This window comes from Escherichia sp. E14V7 (assembly GCF_004212225.1).
Classification (GTDB): Bacteria; Pseudomonadota; Gammaproteobacteria; order Enterobacterales; family Enterobacteriaceae; genus Escherichia.
Window position 1 is genome coordinate 31,990 of the sequence record NZ_RHJJ01000016.1, and the last position, 17,174, is coordinate 49,163.

At 50.0% G+C, this 17,174-nt stretch carries 11 protein-coding genes and 1 pseudogene; 5 read left to right on the forward strand and 7 right to left on the reverse strand.

Going from position 1 to position 17,174, the window contains the following annotated elements; all coding sequences use genetic code 11:
• Positions 1-25: 25 nt before the first annotated feature.
• From yijE to metF, 3 genes are all read right to left on the reverse strand, one after another.
• Positions 26-934: a cystine transporter YijE gene (gene yijE / locus D9741_RS18155; protein ID WP_130215295.1), complete on the reverse strand. Its 909-nt coding sequence runs from the start codon at positions 932-934 to the stop codon at positions 26-28.
• 93 nt (positions 935-1,027) lie between these two features.
• Positions 1,028-3,208: a catalase/peroxidase HPI gene (gene katG, locus D9741_RS18160; RefSeq protein ID WP_130215293.1), complete on the reverse strand. Its 2,181-nt coding sequence runs from the start codon at positions 3,206-3,208 to the stop codon at positions 1,028-1,030.
• A gap of 340 nt (positions 3,209-3,548) precedes the next feature.
• Complete coding sequence (gene metF / locus D9741_RS18165; RefSeq protein WP_130215291.1) at positions 3,549-4,439, reverse strand: methylenetetrahydrofolate reductase; 891 nt, start codon at positions 4,437-4,439, stop codon at positions 3,549-3,551.
• Between the two features lie 498 nt (positions 4,440-4,937).
• Here metF and D9741_RS18175 point away from each other — a divergent pair, with 498 nt between their 5' ends.
• Both D9741_RS18175 and malI read left to right on the forward strand, forming a co-directional pair.
• Complete coding sequence (locus D9741_RS18175) at positions 4,938-6,437, forward strand: PTS transporter subunit EIIC (RefSeq protein WP_130215288.1); 1,500 nt, start codon at positions 4,938-4,940, stop codon at positions 6,435-6,437.
• Positions 6,438-6,524: 87 nt separating this feature from the next.
• Entirely contained in the window at positions 6,525-7,541 is a 1,017-nt protein-coding gene (gene malI, locus D9741_RS18180; protein WP_130215286.1) for a Mal regulon transcriptional regulator MalI, read from the forward strand.
• 73 nt (positions 7,542-7,614) lie between these two features.
• Here malI and D9741_RS18185 read toward each other — a convergent pair whose 3' ends face one another.
• A complete protein-coding gene (locus D9741_RS18185) occupies positions 7,615-9,168 on the reverse strand; it encodes a bifunctional UDP-sugar hydrolase/5'-nucleotidase (RefSeq protein WP_130215284.1) in 1,554 nt (517 codons plus the stop codon).
• 132 nt (positions 9,169-9,300) lie between these two features.
• Here D9741_RS18185 and D9741_RS18190 point away from each other — a divergent pair, with 132 nt between their 5' ends.
• The gene (locus D9741_RS18190; protein WP_130215282.1) at positions 9,301-10,431 is read left to right on the forward strand and encodes a cytoplasmic protein; all 1,131 of its coding nucleotides are present in this window, start codon (positions 9,301-9,303) and stop codon (positions 10,429-10,431) included.
• On the opposite strand, the gene metL is transcribed toward D9741_RS18190, so the two are convergent.
• Both metL and metB read right to left on the reverse strand, forming a co-directional pair.
• On the reverse strand, positions 10,395-12,827 hold the full coding sequence (gene metL, locus D9741_RS18195) for a bifunctional aspartate kinase/homoserine dehydrogenase II (protein WP_130215280.1): 2,433 nt from the start codon (positions 12,825-12,827) through the stop codon (positions 10,395-10,397). The genes D9741_RS18190 and metL overlap by 37 nt on opposite strands.
• 2 nt (positions 12,828-12,829) lie before the next feature.
• Positions 12,830-13,990: a cystathionine gamma-synthase gene (gene metB / locus D9741_RS18200; RefSeq protein ID WP_130215278.1), complete on the reverse strand. Its 1,161-nt coding sequence runs from the start codon at positions 13,988-13,990 to the stop codon at positions 12,830-12,832.
• 276 nt (positions 13,991-14,266) lie between these two features.
• Between metB and metJ the strand changes: the two genes are divergently transcribed.
• Entirely contained in the window at positions 14,267-14,584 is a 318-nt protein-coding gene (gene metJ / locus D9741_RS18205) for a met regulon transcriptional regulator MetJ (RefSeq protein ID WP_000852812.1), read from the forward strand.
• A gap of 183 nt (positions 14,585-14,767) precedes the next feature.
• A pseudogene (locus tag D9741_RS18210) lies at positions 14,768-14,944 on the forward strand (YiiX/YebB-like N1pC/P60 family cysteine hydrolase); the annotation flags it as partial.
• Positions 14,945-14,999: 55 nt separating this feature from the next.
• Here D9741_RS18210 and D9741_RS18215 read toward each other — a convergent pair.
• Positions 15,000-16,385 carry an MFS transporter gene (locus D9741_RS18215; protein WP_130206592.1) on the reverse strand — a complete coding sequence of 462 codons (1,386 nt, stop codon included), beginning with the start codon at positions 16,383-16,385 and terminating at the stop codon, positions 15,000-15,002.
• Between the last annotated feature and the right edge of the window lie 789 nt (positions 16,386-17,174).

The window sequence follows — 17,174 nt, forward strand, 5'->3', positions numbered from 1 at the left end:
CGATCGCCCCACATGAAGAAAAAATTCAGATCCTTTTTACACTGACGGCTTCTTTTTTCTTACGGCTCACCAGCGCCAGTGCCAGCACAATCAGCACAATACCGCTACCCTCAACCGCGCCAGGATTCTCACCGAGCAGCCACCAGGAAAAAAGTACACCACAAACGGGAACGGCCAGTGTGCTTAAGCTGGCAATACTGGCAGGCAAGTTTTTCAATACAAACAACCATAAGCTCCACGCCAGCGCCGTCGCCAGAATCGCACTGTAGGCCAGCGCCCAGAACACGGTGGGCTGCAAGTCAATTTCACGTTGCGGTACCAGTAAAGCGACCACACTCATCACCAGCGCCGCATACAGCATCTGCCAGGATGTTAACGACAATAAATCCACGCGCGGATGACGGGCATACAGACGTTTAGCAACAATCGCGCTCGCCCCCCAACTGACGCCGGAGAGGATCGCCAGCATGGCGCTTTTCATCGAAGAGAAATCGAGTTGCCACGGCTGCAACACCAAAAATAAACCGAAAGCGGCAATCAGAATCGCGAAATATTGCCCACGTCGCAGGCGTTCACCGAGAAACAACGCGGCGAAAATCACCACCCAGAACGGCATGGTATAGCTCAGGATCGCCACTTTCCCCGCTCCGCCGCTGACCAGCGCCCACTGCGCCAGACCAACCATCCCGCAGGTTTGTAACAGGGCAATGGCTAAGGTGTATTTAAACGGCGTCGGGCGCATTCCGCGACCACGTAATAAAAAAAGGACGATGAATAAAACGAGAGCGCCGAAAATGCAGCGTAAGGCGGTGAAGTCGAAGGCACCGATGTAGCTGGTGACTTGCTTCATGAAAATCCAGCTATAACTCCAGATAAGTGTGAGCACAACCAGGCCACTGATTGCCAGTGGGTTGCTCTTTCCTGCGGCAGACATGAGAGATCCAGTGTGTAGTTTTCCTGTGGACACTATACGCTGGTAAAGAAACTTCAGCGACTGCCTGAAAGGCAGTCGCTGAAGAAGGTCAGATTACAGCAGGTCGAAACGGTCGAGGTTCATCACTTTCACCCATGCCGCCACGAAGTCTTTAACAAACTTCTCGTGGGCATCGCTGCTGGCGTAAACTTCTGCCAGCGCACGCAGGACGGAGTTAGAACCAAATACCAGATCCGCACGGCTGGCGGTGTATTTCACTTCACCCGTTTCACGATCACGGCCTTCGAACAGCTCTTTCGATTCGTCGGTCGCTTTCCACTCGTAGCGCATATCCAGCAAGTTCACAAAGAAGTCATTGCTCAATACGCCCACACGGTCAGTGAAGACACCGTTTTTGCTGCCATCGAAGTTGGCGCCCAGCACACGCATCCCGCCCACCAGCACAGTCATTTCTGGTGCAGTCAGCGTCAGTTGCTGCGCTTTATCGATCAGCAGTGATTCAGTGGTAGCCTCGCCCGACGCAGCGCGATAGTTACGGAAACCATCAGCAACAGGTTTGAGCAGCTCGAACATCTCGATATCCGTCTGATCCTGACGTGCATCTACGCGACCCGGCGTGAACGGAACACTGATGCTGATACCCGCAGCACTCGCCGCTTTTTCGACACCAACAACACCGGCGAGAACAATAATGTCAGCGAGTGAAGCCGTGTGTGAGGATTTATAGATCCCCTCCAGCACCGGCAATGCGCGTGCTGCTGCGGCATTAACCTCCCAGTCGCGCTGCGGAGCTAATGCCAGACGCGCACCGTTGGCACCGCCACGTTTATCCCCAACGCGGAAGGTGGAGGCAGAAGCCCAGGCAACAGAAACCAGCTCGCTCACAGAGAGACCAGACTCAGCAATCGCCGTCTTCAGGTTAAGGATATCTTCCTCGCTCGGGTTGAAGAACGCATGTGGCAGCGGATCTTGCCAGATCAGATCTTCTTTCGGCACTTCCGGTCCGATGTAACGAGATTTCGGCCCCATATCCCTGTGCGTCAGTTTGAACCACGCACGGGCAAAGGCTTCGTTGAACGCTTGCGGATCGTCAAGGAAGCGACGTGAAATCTTCTCAAACTCTGGATCAAAACGCAGCGTCAGGTCAGTGACCAGCATCGTCGGCTTACGTTTCTTCGACGGATCGAACGGATCCGGGATAATTTCCGGTGCATCTACAGCTTCAAACTGGATGGCGCCTGCCGGGCTACGAGTCTGTACCCACTCATACTTGAACAGGTTTTCGAAGAAATAGTTGCTCCACTGGGTCGGCGTCTGGGTCCAGACCACTTCCAGACCTGACGTAATGGCATCGGCACCGACACCGGAACCAAAATCACTTTTCCAGCCTAAGCCCTGGTTTTCGATCGGGGCCGCTTCTGGATCAGGACCTACGTGCGTTGCCGGGCCTGCGCCGTGAGTTTTACCTAACGTATGACCACCCGCGATCAGCGCAACGGTTTCTTCGTCGTTCATCCCCATATTGCCAAATGTCGCGCGAATAGCTGCAGCCGCAGAAAGCGGTTCGCCGCTGGCATTTGGTCCTTCCGGGTTAACGTAAATCAGCCCCATTTCGGTTGCTGCTAATGGGCGTTTTGCCAGTTCTTCCGGGTTACGGTGGGCAAGCCAGGTTTTTTCATCACCCCAGTTTACGTCGAGATCCGGTTCCCAGACGTCTTCACGACCGGCACCAAAACCGAAGGTACGGAAACCGGAGTTTTCCAGCGCCACGTTACCCGCGAGGATAAACAGGTCGGCCCAGGAGATTTTCTGACCATATTTTTGTTTGATTGGCCACAACAGACGACGCGCTTTATCGAGGCTGACGTTATCCGGCCAGGAGTTGAGCGGTGCAAAACGTTGCTGACCACGACCCGCGCCGCCGCGACCATCGATTGAACGGTAAGTCCCCGCGCCGTGCCAGGCCATACGAATAAACAGACCAGCGTAGCTGCCCCAGTCTGCTGGCCACCACGGTTGAGACTCTGTCAGCAGATCTTTCAGATCTTTTTTCAGGCCGTAGTAATCTAGCTTGCTAAATTCTTTGCGGTAGTCGAAGTCCTCACCCAGTGGGTTAGAACGGTTAGAATGTTGGTTTAACAGGTCAACACGGAGTTGTTTTGGCCACCAGTCATGAGTGGTTGTTCCCGCACCGGCGCTCTGGTCATGACCGCCATGATGGAACGGGCATTTTCCGGCTGCTGTTGTGTTATGGATATCGTCTGACGTGCTCATCAATATACTCCCTCTACAGTGTTACCCTTACGATACACAGCGTTAGAGAGAAGTTATAATTGAATTAATCCACGGATGCGATAGTTGGGATCTTACATATCATTAGTTAAAGAGATGTAGATCAAATTGATCTTAAATAAGCCTTTTTGATTATGTCCGATTACGGACAAATACCTTATAAAAAAGGGTTTTATCCCTGTTTTCTCTCTGTTCTTTTAAGGAATGAAGGAGAAAAAGCGAGTCAATAGTTTTACTTGTCTGCCCCCTCGCTTCGAGGAGGCATTTTGTGCTTTGTTTTAATTTTGTGATCACCGTGTGATTTTTACAGAAACCAAAGCACTTATAAACCAGGTCGGACACCCAATGTGTGGCAAATCGCGTAACTCATTTCAGCGCGGTTAAGCGTATAGAAGTGGAAATCTTTCACTCCTTCACGGCTTAAAATCTTCACCATATCCATCGCAATATTCGCGCCCACCAGCTTGCGGGTTTCGGCGTCGTCATCCAGACCATCAAACATTTGCGCCATCCACGCCGGAATGCGTACGTTGGTCATGTCAGCAAATTTCTTCGCCTGTTTAAAGTTAGAGACGGGCAAAATGCCAGGAATAATTTCCACATCGATACCCGCCGAAACGCAGCGATCACGAAAACGCAGGTAGCTTTCGACATCAAAGAAGAATTGGGTAATCGCGCGATTGGCGCCGGCGTCCACTTTGCGTTTCAGGTTAAGCAAATCCGCCTGAGCGCTTTTTGCTTCCGGGTGAACCTCCGGATACGCCGCCACGGAGATATCGAAATCCGCCACTTCTTTTAACAGCGTCACCAGGTCAGAGGCATACATTTCCGGCTTACCGCTTCCCGGCGGCAGGTCGCCACGCAGCGCCACGATATGGCGAATACCGTTATTCCAGTAGTCGCGGGCGATGCTCCGCAGCTCGTCAGGCGTCGCATCAATGCAGGTGAGATGCGGCGCAGCCTCCAGACCCGTACGGTCTTTAATGCCTTTAATAATACTGTGCGTGCGGTCGCGCTCGCCGGAGTTTGCGCCATAGGTCACTGAAACAAATTTCGGTTTCAGGCTACTAAGACGATCGATGGAGTTCCACAGGGTCTGCTCCATTTCACTGGTACGCGGCGGGAAAAATTCGAACGAAACATTAATCTGCCCCTGGACTTCGGCCAGGCTCTGATTCAGGGCATCCCGCTGGCTGGCGTGAAAAAAGCTCATACCTTACCTCATCAATCGCTTGTCGTTATATGTTGTGTTGTGAACATCTATCCATTTAGACGTCCAGATGTAAAGATGAAGGAAAAGCCGAGGGGCGTCAACCGAAAAATGCCCCATGATGGTGAGGAAAAATCAGGGAAGATGAATTTTCTTCATTTGAATGTGGGAGTAAATGGGTTCTCTCACATTATCGCGCGCGAAGTAATGAATAAACGGATAAACCATCGGCTTCAAATTTATTTAAATAAGAGTTAATTAATATGCTCGTCTGTGTTAGCTGGACACTTATTTAAATAAAACAAATAGATACCATAATTTGCATTCAATACTGCATGTTTATTATTTGAACTACTTCAAACTATTAACAATTTCTCCAAAATTATGTTGCAGAGCAATTATGCATCCCCCACGATAAGTAGAACGTTCTACTAGAACGTTCTACTTATACAAAAAAAGACTAATTCGCGCAGATTTATGCGCTATTCGGGGGAAATCAGCATGAATCTGATGTCGAGTTTCGTGAAGTCACTTTCTAAATTGTCGATGATTGGTCGCGCCCTAATGCTGCCAATTTCGCTTCTGCCTGCCGCTGGGTTGTTACTGGCATTCGGCGATAAATTCCATTTGCCTTTGATGATGAATGCAGGCGGCATTATTTTTGATAACTTGCCGATGCTTTTTGCTATCGGTTCCGCCGTAGGGCTGGCTTCTGAATCAGGAATTGCGGCGTTATCCGCAGCCGTTTCCGTTTTTGTCACCAATATCACCATCAGCACCGTACTTAGCATCACGCCAGAAATGGCCGGGCAAGGCGGCAAATACGCGATGGTGGTGGGGATCCCAACACTGCAAATGGGCGTTTTTGGCGGCCTGATATGCGGGATTCTGGCAGCGTGGTGTTACAACCGTTTTCATACCATGCAATTGCCAGAATTCCTTGGTTTTTTCTCTGGCAAACGCTTCGTGGCTATCGCGACAGCTTTTCTTTCCTTCATCCTTGGCTTGTTACTGCCCTATGTCTGGCAACATATTCAGTCGGGAATCGATGCACTATCAGTTATCGTCAATGGTGATAACCAAGCGGCATCGACCTTTATTTTTGGTGTGACAGAACGTGCGCTCATTCCGCTTGGGCTGCACCACATCTGGTATCCGTCGTTCTGGTACTCTTTTGGTGATTACACCACCCAGGCAGGGCAAACAATCCACGGTGACCAAACAATTTGGTTCAAAATGCTGGAAGAAGGTGTGAAATCGTTCAGTAGCGACAGCTACCATAACGCAGGTAAGTTTTTACAGGGCGAGTTCCCGCTCATGCTGTTCGCGCTGCCTGCGGCGTGTCTGGCGATGTACCATGAAGCACACACCAAAAATAAGAAAATTGCCGCCGGTATTCTGTTCTCTGCCGCATTAACCTGTTTCCTGACCGGTATTACAGAACCCGTTGAATTTACATTTATCTTTGTCGCCCCTGTGCTGTATGTCTTCAATGCCATCATGGCGGGCCTTTCCTATATGGCGATGTATCTGCTGCATGCACATATTGCCAAATCCTTCTCTGCGGGGCTGATTGACTATATTTCGTTTGGCATCCTGCCATCCTTTAACGGCTACGAAACCAACTTCCTGAGCGCCATTATCGTCGGCGTGCCAATGGCGGTGATCTACTACTTCACCTTCCGCTTTGTTATTCGTTGTTTTGATGTAAAAACGCCTGGTCGTACCGAAACTACGGTTAGCGCTAATGATAAAACCGATGACGAGCTGGCAACAGAAATCATCACGCTGCTTGGCGGTCAGCAAAACATTAAATCGGTAGGCTCCTGCATCACGCGTTTACGTCTGGAAGTCTCTGATAAAGAAGCGGTGGATCAGGATGGTCTAAATAATATTGGCGCCCGTGGCGTGGTTTTTGTTGGCGATAACGGCATTCAGGTCATTTTTGGCGCGCGAGCGCAATTTATCGCGCAAACCATGTCGACGATGATCGGTAAATAGCCTTAAGATTACTCGATGTCAGAGGTTCTGGTCCCTGACCAGAACCTTCTTGCTATTTAAAGAATCAACGTTGTTCAGGGAGTGAGTTTGAAGAAAGTCAGCATAATTGATGTTGCCAAAAGAGCCGGTGTTTCCGTCTCTACCGTGTCGCTAGTGCTGCGCCAGAAAGGGAAAATCTCAGAGGCGACCATCGGGAAAGTTCATGCTGCTATTGACGAACTGGGCTACGTGCATAATGTTGCCGCCGCCAATTTACGTTCCCACACGTCAAATATTATCGGACTGATTTTACGTGATTTTAGCGATAGCTTTTCCATCAAAGTGATGGCCAGTATTGTTCAGGAACTGGAAGCCAGGGGCTATATGGTATTCCTCGGGCAACCACAGAACGAACATGAACATCTTGAACGTTGTTTACTTTCCTTCAAGCAACAAGGTGTTGCCGGAGTGATTTATCTGGCTTCCGATGCGCATCGTGAAACCCTCCCCACGCTAATCCGCCAGTGTTCGCTTCCCCTTGTTGTCGCGTCACAAACGCCTATCAAAGATGAGTGCAACCTGGTGTTGCGTGACAACCAGCAGGCAGCAAGTCTTGCCACACGTTATTTAATTGAGCGCGGCCATCGTTACATTGCCTATCTCGGTGGCAGAGAGAGTGATCTTATCCGTCAGCAGCGACTGGTTGGTTTTCGCCAGACCCTGGCAAAATTTGGCATTGCTGGTCGTGACGAGTTCACGCCAGCCTGTGACGGTGACACCTGGGCTGCCAGCATGGCAACGCGCCAGCTGCTGGAAAATAACAACGCCATTACCGCCCTGCTCTGCCATTCGCCCGACGCTATGATTGGCGGCATCAACGGCATACATCAGGTGGGGCGCACCGTCGGGAAAGACGTCTTTCTGACCCAGCAGGTAGCGCTAATTGGTTTTGAAGATATGCTGCATATCAACCTGACCTCTCCTGTTTTCACCTATGTATCTTCCGCCAGTGAAGAAACCGGACGCCAGGCAGCGACCCTGATGATTCGCAAATTAAAAGACCCGGATTTGCAAACCCAAAGAATTGCGCTTTCCGGGCAACTGGTGGTGCGGGAATCGGCGTAATACAAATGCCGAATGAGATATACGTCGATATCATCATCCGGCAATAAGGTGTAAACCAACTCAATGCGTATGTTTACTTGATATCTTTCACTCGCATACCGTTGAGCTGTTCATCCGTGATGGTATTGCCCGCTTTGAAGTAATCAACCACGGCGTGATAAACGTAATAACCGCCCGTTGTGTTACGCGCTTTCCCTTCGGTAAAGGCGGTAAAACCATCCCCACCATCAGCAAGGAAACTTTGAGTAGCAATAGGGTAAACCGTCGCATCTTCAATCGGTTTGCCATTCAGAGTCAGTGAGATAACCCGCTGACCAACCGGCTTACTGCTGTCGTACTTCATTTCCAGGCCTTTCGATACCTGTAAAACGCCATTACTTAAACTTGCGCCGTGTTCCATCAAACTGCGTAATTGTTTACCCGTGAGATCCATCGTCACCAGTTCGTTGGGGAACGGGAAGGTACTGATGACGCCGCCCATCGTAATCGCCCCTGCGGGGATCTCATTGCGAATACCGCCAGAGTTGGTTAAAGCCAATTGGGTGTTTTTACCCGCCGCTACCAGTAAAGCGTCAGCCGCCAGGTTCCCGAGGGATGCCGATTCACCATAGGCACGTTTTAATTCAACCGGCGATTGCGCCACCGTTTGTTGCACCACTTCATCAAGCTTTTTATTCCAGCCGTCAATCACCTGTTTCGTTTGTGGATCGGGCTTCCACTCGTCGGCGTAAATGGTTTTAAGCTCGAAGCTTTTCACCGTAAATTTATGCGGCTTCTCTTTGTAGTCCAGCACCAGTTTACCCACATCAATCCCGCCGCTGTCCGTCGAGAGGATCAGCGTATTGCCGACTTTAATCGGTTCCGGTGTACCCACATGCGCATGTCCGGTGATCAAAATATCCAGCCCTTTCACCTGACTTGCCGTCTGAATATCTTTATCCAACGCGCGACGCACATCCGTGCCTCCCATACTGGACTGGCGGGCCGGAACACCTTCGTGGATCAGGGCGACGGTCAAATCAACCTTGCCTTTGAGTTCATCGATATAACGTTGTAGCCATTTAATTTCATCGCGCGCCTCAATACCCACTCGCGTGGCAGCGGATACCGTGTCATTAAAGGCAAATACTCCGTGCAAACCTATAACGCCAATTTTCACGCCGTCTTTTTCGATGATGGTATAGGGCTTATCCCAGAATGATTTACTGCTGTTCTGATAAAAAATATTGCCCTGCACAATAGGGAATTTTGCCTGACTCAACTGTAATAATGTGTTGTCCCAGCCGTGGTCAAATTCATGGTTGCCTATTGTGGCGACATCAAACGGCATGGTATTCATAATATCGATAATAGCTTTGCCTTTGGTCAGGCTGCTGATATAGGGCCCGGTAAAATAGTCACCCGCATCAAAAAACCATGTCGCTTTATTTTTTGCTTTTTCTTGTTTAACCAGCGTAGTGATATTTGCCCAGCCGCCAATATCTCGTTTACCGTCAGCAATCCACGGCACTTTATAAGGCTCTACATGTGCATGGAGATCGTTGGTATAAATGATAGTGACATCTTTGGCGCAAGCCCAGAACGGCAGTGTTAATGCGATACCCGCAGCAAGTATTTTAATTTTCATAAATAGTCCCTTTCAGTGATTTAAAGGATTGCTACATTACGTTCTGAAAGAGTTATTTATGTGAGAGTAATCACATCCACAAGGGAGCGTTGCCGGACAAAATCAACGACCTTGTGAAATCGTTGGTGATATATGTCGACTCTGTTTACGATTAATGCCTGCAAGTCGTTTGGTTGCCGTAATTTAGGACGGTCAACATCGACAGATTACAGCTGGCCTGACTATCGACTGGGTTATGCAGCATTGCACTGCCGGGCATGTGGAAGCTACCCACCGTTGTTTGACGAACAACAATTTCGTGACTGGTTGTCAGTTCACTTATCTACGTGGGCCTCTGAAAAGGGCCATTTCTGCCCGGTATGTTATGGCACAGAGACGATTTGTTATGGTCACAATCCACGAGGTTCGCAACGCATTCAATGCCGTAACTGCAAAAAGGTCTGGACGCCCAAACAATATCAGAAAGAAATAACGCCTCCAGAAATAATCGAAACGGTTGCTCTTCTGGTGCCATTTCAGGGAGCCAGCGGCGGGCAGAAACTGTATGTTTTAATGAGTTTCGATGCTATTCACGGAAATATTCTTCATCTCTCTACTAATTACACGCAGCATCAAGCGGGAGAAAGCCTGCATTACCGATTTAAAGGAAAAGCAGAATCAGAGCTATACGATAGCAATATCGTACACCGCGTTGATATGCGCGAAGCACAATTTCTACGCCGCAGTCAGTTTGATGAAATTCAGTATGGCAGCGCAGCGCTCAAGCGCAATGCCAAAGGCGCTATTCTGCGCCCGGTTATCACTGCACACGGGCATTTCAGAGTACTGAATATTTTATTCCCGACAGTTAAAACTCATGTTATTTCACACGAGTGTTTTTTAAGAGGCGCCATTATTACGGTCTGGGCTGATCTGTTTCGCCAACAGCAAGGTGAAATTTGGTTCATTGAAGAGGAAATAACTGACTGTACCAATAATATGCCCTGGCGTTTTCAGGGAACAACTTATCACGGCTGGTGGAAAAATCAGTGGCAACTCTGGGAGCAGGGAAAAAATCGTAAAATGGTATGTGCATTAACGGGCGGAAAGAGTAGCAAAGCTGAAATGCTCTCTTTGGCAACCAGCAGAGAATTTATCCACTGGCTACATAAACAAGCAGTATTTACTCACAGCACCCCGCTTTCCGCAGGGCGCGTTACGCAAATACTGCTTTCTCTGGCTCAGGATTACAACAACTGCGCCAGACGGTTGATATCCGACTGAATCGCCCCGGCGGTGACATCACGCCCTGCGCCTGGCCCGCGGATCACCAGCGGATTATCGCGATACCAGCGGCTTTCGATGGCAAAGACGTTATCGCACGGCAGCAAAGAAGCCAGTGGATGATCTTCCCGCACCGCTTCCACGCCCACACGCGCTTTGCCATTGGCATCGAAACGCGCCACGTAGCGCAGCACCAGCCCCATTTCGCGGGCCGCTTCCAGCCGTTGCACCATCTGCTCGTTAAGTTCATCGCCATTTTCAAAGAAATGGTCGATGCTGCCGCCTTCGCAATGGGCAGGCACCAGCGACTCCACGCGTACCTGGTCCGGTTCAATGTTGTAACCCGCTTCACGCGCCAGAATCACCAGCTTGCGCATTACGTCTTTGCCGGAAAGGTCATCACGCGGGTCAGGCTCGGTTAAGCCCTGCTGCCAGGCCTGATCCACCAGCTCGGTAAACGGAACGCTACCGTCGAATTGCAGGAACAGCCAGGAGAGCGTGCCGGAGAAGATCCCGCTGATCGACAAAATGGTATCGCCGCTGTCGATCAGATCGCGCACGGTATGGTTGATCGGCAAGCCCGCACCAACGGTGGCGTTGTATAGCCAGTGACGCCCGGTTTTTTCGAAGGCGTCGTGGATCTGGCGATATTTGTTGCTGTCGCTTGCTCCCGCCAGTTTGTTGGCACTGATGACGTGGAAACCGTGGCTGGCGAAATCGAGATACTGATCAGCAAGCTGCTGGCTGGCGGTAACGTCCAGCACCACTAAATCATCATACGGATGGGCGCGCATCCACAGGAACAGCGACTCTTCATCCTGCTCGACGGCTTCGTCGTTGAAGAAGGCTAACGCGCGGCTGGCGTCCAGGCCTTCGTAGCTCAACAGGCTGCGGCGGCTGTCCACCACACCTGCCAGCACAAATTCAAAGCCGGTGCGTGCCGAGAGCGTACTCTGCTCACGGGCGAACAGTTCCAGCCAGCGGGAACCGATATTGCCCTTACCGAACAATACCAGGCCGATGCGTTTTTCTGCGCGGAAGACGGACTGATGCAGGCCCTGAATCAGGCTTTCGGTCGGTCCGGTGCGCAGTACTGCCACCAGGCTGATGCCGTCATCAGACTGCCAGGTAAATTCGACCGGCTGGCCTTTCAGTTGCTGCCAGAAGCGGTGGCAATGCAGCGGGTTACGGGTGACGCCTGCCCCGACCATCGCCACCAGCGCCAGCCCCTGACGCAGGCGCAGTTCACCAGGTAATCCCGCTTCGTCGAGGATTTTCAGCGCACTGTCAGCGACTTCTGAGGTGTAGCAAAATTGCAGCAACTGGCGATCGTTATGCACGCCAACCGCCAGTGGACGCACTTGCGCGCGTTTCAGGATTTGGTCGATCTCTTTATGCGCCAGTTTGAAATCCTGGCTGGTGGGCACCTGAAACTCAATCAAACAGACATCATCGTGGCTGGTGACAATACGCGCGCCAGTACCGGAAGCCAGCACGCGTTCAATGCGCGTGGAGCCTTGATCTGGCGTGTAGCTACAGCGCAGTTGCAGGTCGATTTCGCTGCCAGAAACTGGCTGTAAAGTACGGGCGTGAAGAACGGGAGCCGCCAGACGCGCCAGTTCGCTGGCTTCATCCAGACGCAGCAACGGCAGCAGGCAGGCATCTTTCACTTTACGCGGGTCGGCGCTGTATACCCCGGCGACGTCGCTCCAGATGGTTACGCGAGAAACGCCCGCCAGCGCACCGATTTGTGTCGCGGAATAGTCGGAACCGTTACGCCCCAGCAGCACCGTTTCACCGGCGTTGTTACGGCTGATAAACCCGGTCACCACCAGACGTTTGCCCGGATGTTGTACCAGTAGCTGTTGCAGCAGCGGGTAAGAAAGCCCTTCATCAACCTGCGGCTGCGCGGCGCGTTCAGCGCGTAAAAACTCGCGGGCATCAAGCCAGGCCGCAGGCAGCCCTTGTTGATTAAGCACCGCAGACATCAGGCGCGCCGACCACACTTCCCCGTGGCCCACCACTTCTGCATACACCGCATCGGTGATACCGCTGTCGAGCAGCGCCGCCAGGCGTTCCAGATCGCTGACAAAAGCGCTAATGAGGCTATCGGCTTGTTCGGCGGGTAACAGGCCGCTAATCAGATCGCACTGATAACGACGCAACGTTTGTTGAACCTGATGCGCAGAGAGACGATCGGTCTGGCTTAGTTTCAACCAGTTAATCAACTGGTTAGTGGTGCTACCGGCGGCGGAAACCACCATCATATCGTCGGGCTGGGAGTACTCAGCCATAATGCCCGCGACACGCAAATAACACTTCACATCAGCCAGACTACTGCCACCAAATTTATGCAGTTGACGACCTTTCGCCCCTGCCTGCGCAATCACACTCATTTTTACCCCTTGTTTGCAGCCCGGAAGCCATTTTCCAGGTCGGCAATTAAATCTTCGCCATCTTCAATACCGGTGGAGATACGCAGCAGCGTCTCGGAGATCCCGGCGGCAGCACGCGCTTCTGGCGCCATGCCTGCATGTGTCATGGTTGCGGCGTGAGAGATTAAACTTTCCACTCCCCCTAATGATTCCGCCAGCGTAAACAACGACAGCCCGCCCAGGAAACGACGCAGCGTCTGCTCATCGCCATCCAGTTCAAAACTCAACATTGCGCCAAAGCCTTTTTGCTGGCGCGCGGCAATTTCATGCCCCTGATTTTCCGGCAGCGACGGGTGATACAGTTTTTTCACCAACGGCTGGGTTTGCAGATATTTCACAATCGCCTGCGCGTTGCGCTGGGCCAGCTCCATACGCGGCACCAGAGTACGCAAACCGCGCAGCAGCAGATAGCTGTCAAACGCGCCGCCCGTCACGCCAATATTGTTTGCCCACCAGGCAAGTTCGGTGACAACGTCCGGGTCTTTAGCAATCACCACGCCGGCCACCACGTCTGAGTGACCGTTCAGATATTTCGTACATGAATGCAACACCAGATCGGCACCCAATGCCAGCGGATTTTGCAATGCCGGGCTTAAGAAGGTGTTATCCACCACGCTCACCGCCCCGACTTCCCTTGCCAGATGGCAGATTTTCGCAATATCCACGACGCGTAACAATGGATTACTTGGGCTTTCTACCAGCACCAGTTTAGGTTTTTCTGCCAGCGCTGCCCGTAATGCCTGCTCATCACCTTGATCAACAAACAACACGCGATAGCAACCGCGTTTCGCCAGGCTGTCGAACAGGCGATAGCTGCCGCCGTAGCAGTCGTGTGGCGCAACCAGCAGATCGCCGGGTTTCAAAAAGACGGTAGTCACCAGGTGGATCGCGGACATGCCGGTATTTGTAAGCACTGCACCAGCGCCGCCTTCCAGTTCTGCCAGCGCCCGCTGAACCACATCGCGCGTTGGGTTGCCGCGACGCGAGTAATCATGCGTGCGCGGTTCGTTAAATCCGGTAAAGTTATAGGTGCTGGAAAGATGGATCGGTGGGACAACGCAACCATACTGTTCGTCGTCATTTAACCCGCTACGCACTGCGATGGTGGCCTGTTTACGCGTCATGTGATGAAGTTCCCTGGGCTTTGTCGGTGAAATGTCAGCCACCAGAGTAAACATTGTGTTAATGGACGTCAATACATCTGGACATCTAAACTTCTTTGCGTATAGATTGAGCAATTCCCCAATAACCGTTAAAATTACATGCATTATCACGCCGACAGGTGCATTACACGATGTCACGGTAGCGCCTGTACGGTAAACTATGCGGGTTTATGGCCATTACCCACATTAATTTTGTGGTCTGGTTTCAATTTATTGACGAAGAGGATTAAGTATCTCATGGCTGAATGGAGCGGCGAATATATCAGCCCATACGCTGAGCACGGCAAGAAGAGTGAACAAGTCAAAAAGATTACGGTTTCCATTCCTCTTAAGGTGTTAAAAATCCTCACCGATGAACGCACGCGTCGTCAGGTGAACAACCTGCGTCACGCTACTAACAGCGAACTGCTGTGCGAAGCGTTTCTGCATGCCTTTACCGGGCAACCTCTGCCGGATGATGCCGACCTGCGTAAAGAGCGCAGCGACGAAATTCCGGAAGCGGCAAAAGAGATCATGCGTGAGATGGGGATTAACCCGGAGACGTGGGAATACTAATGCGGAAAAGAGCGGCGCGGAGTGGAATCGCCTGATGCGCTACGCTTATCAGGCCTACGTCATATTGCAATTTATTGAATTTGCACGAACTTGTAGGCCGGATAAGGCGTTCACGCCGCATCCGGCATAAACAACGAGCACGTTGTCTGCGACCCACCGCTTTTTATACATGGACGTTTAACTATGAAAAACAGGCTGCTGATCCTCAGCCTGCTGGTTTCTGTACCTGCCTTTGCCTGGCAGCCACAAACCGGCGACATCATCTTTCAGATCTCTCGCTCATCGCAAAGTAAAGCGATCCAACTGGCAACTCATTCCGATTACAGCCACACCGGAATGCTGGTGATACGCAACAAAAAGCATCGGTGATGAAAGTAAGCGAGTGGGCCAATCACATCGTGACTGGCCCTAAAACCTAGCTTTTTTGGGTCTGAAGCTCTGGTTGATACGTCTCAGCATCATTTTGACGTTGTTTTTCCATAGCGATCGCACCAAAGTGCGTTAACGTACAGAAAATGATGCAACAGATAACACCAGCAAGCAGAAGATAAAAACCACCATCCCAACCAACCTCATCGACCATAATACCAAACAGGCTTGTACCAAGCGTCGCGCCAAGAATATAGCTCATGAAACCACGCAAACCGACAGCGGAGCCCACGGCAAAACTGGGAACAATTTCCATGGTCTGAACAGAGGCCAGGAACTGCGGAACATAGATAAGGCAGCCCACGCAAGCAGCGAAAATAGTAATAGAGAGTAGAGAATCGCTTTTCCAGTAGCCCAACAGGCAGAAGAAAATCAATACCATACTGATAATCGCTGGCGGCATACGGCGACCATGAAATAATTTATCACTCAACCAGCCAGCAAATAATGTCGTTGGAATAGCCGCCCATTCGAAGATTAAAAATGCCGTACTCATTTCGGTCTTCGTAAAATGCTTCACGCTTAACAGATAAATAGGTAACCAGCTGATAATTCCGAAACGCACCATATAGACAAAAACATCAACGAAAGAGACAAACCAGGCATTCTTATTTTTAAGCACATAGGTACAAAAAATTTGCCAGGCAGTCATATCTTCCGGCGCACGATCATCTTTTGCTTTAATGCTGACGTCGTCCGGAACGATTTCGTTTAATGGCGGCAAACCTTCACTTACCGGTGAACCTTTACCTGACATCAGTACCACGATAGCAATGACAACAGAGACAATCGCTGGAATAACATATGTTGCTATTTTCCAGTGTTCAGTCCCCAGCACAGCAAATGCACCACCAACAATCGGAGCAACAATACCGCCACCCACGTTGTGCGAAATATTCCAGACCGCACCGACGATGCCCCGTTCTTTACGAGGAAACCAGTTAGCGATTGTAATAAACGACGGGCCAACACCCATTCCCTGAAAGAAACCATTCAGAATGACAAGTCCTGCAAACATCCAGAATGCGAAACTAAAACCAAGTGCCACGTTAACGAGAGCACAAAGTATTAAACCCACTGCCATATATACTTTGGGATTAGCTTTATCCGCCAGACTGCTCATTATCCCTTTACTAATACCGTAGGCGATCAGCATACAACTGCTTAACAGCCCTATTTGCGTCGCAGAAAGATTAAGTTCTTGTTTTAAATACGGTGTAGAGAGAACAAAGTTATTCCTGACAATGTAATACGAAAGATAACCGATAAATACGCTGAATAACGCCTGCATACGGTAACGATTATAGGTACTTTTCACTTCACTTTCAGGAACCTTATGTGTTGCCACTTTAGGTTTCAATAAAGAAAGCATATATCACCTTCCAGTTCATAGTGTTGTTTAATCAAATAATAATATTCATAGCAATGCTCATTACTACTCTCTGAAGAGTATTTAAAAAGCCTTTGCTTAGTGAGTTTTGAAGATAGTGAAGCAAGAGAGTTTAAGTTACAATACAGGGCAAATGAGTCAAAACTGACTCAAAAAAACAAATCCTATGTTCCATTTCTTTCCCATATTTGATTTTGGAAAATGCAACATGGCTATTATTTAAACCTTAACGTGTTACAACAGGCTCAATTTAAAAAAAATTAGTTTTATTAAAATTTTCATTTTTTGAGTTCAATCACATATTTTGCCTCTATAATCGGGATCATTGAAGATACTTGTTCTTGTTATGCCAGAGAACCATGCTGCACAACATGAAAATCTTCATCAACCCACAACAAAAAACAGAGTCTGAACACCTTCAGGATACCCGTCGTAACACGCGGATTTGTAATCGAATTAAAGCCTTTTTTATGGTTTCTGAAGACTGGAACTCCGTCATGATTACTGAGGCGCTAAGTCTGCATCAGGCCACCGCAGATGACCCTATTCACGATAGTGCTTGTTATAACCATCCTCAACGGGTAAAAAAATGGGCTGAAGCCGCCAATAACAAATTTCATTTTTTACTGCTATACAGTCAGAACCTGAATCTGAGAGCGAAAATGTGGAAATTAATTAATGAGCATTTCCGTAACAGTCACTTGCGGATATAGTAATGCTGGTTGCTTGCCAAATTAATGATAATTTACAAATACAAAAACACATGGCTTG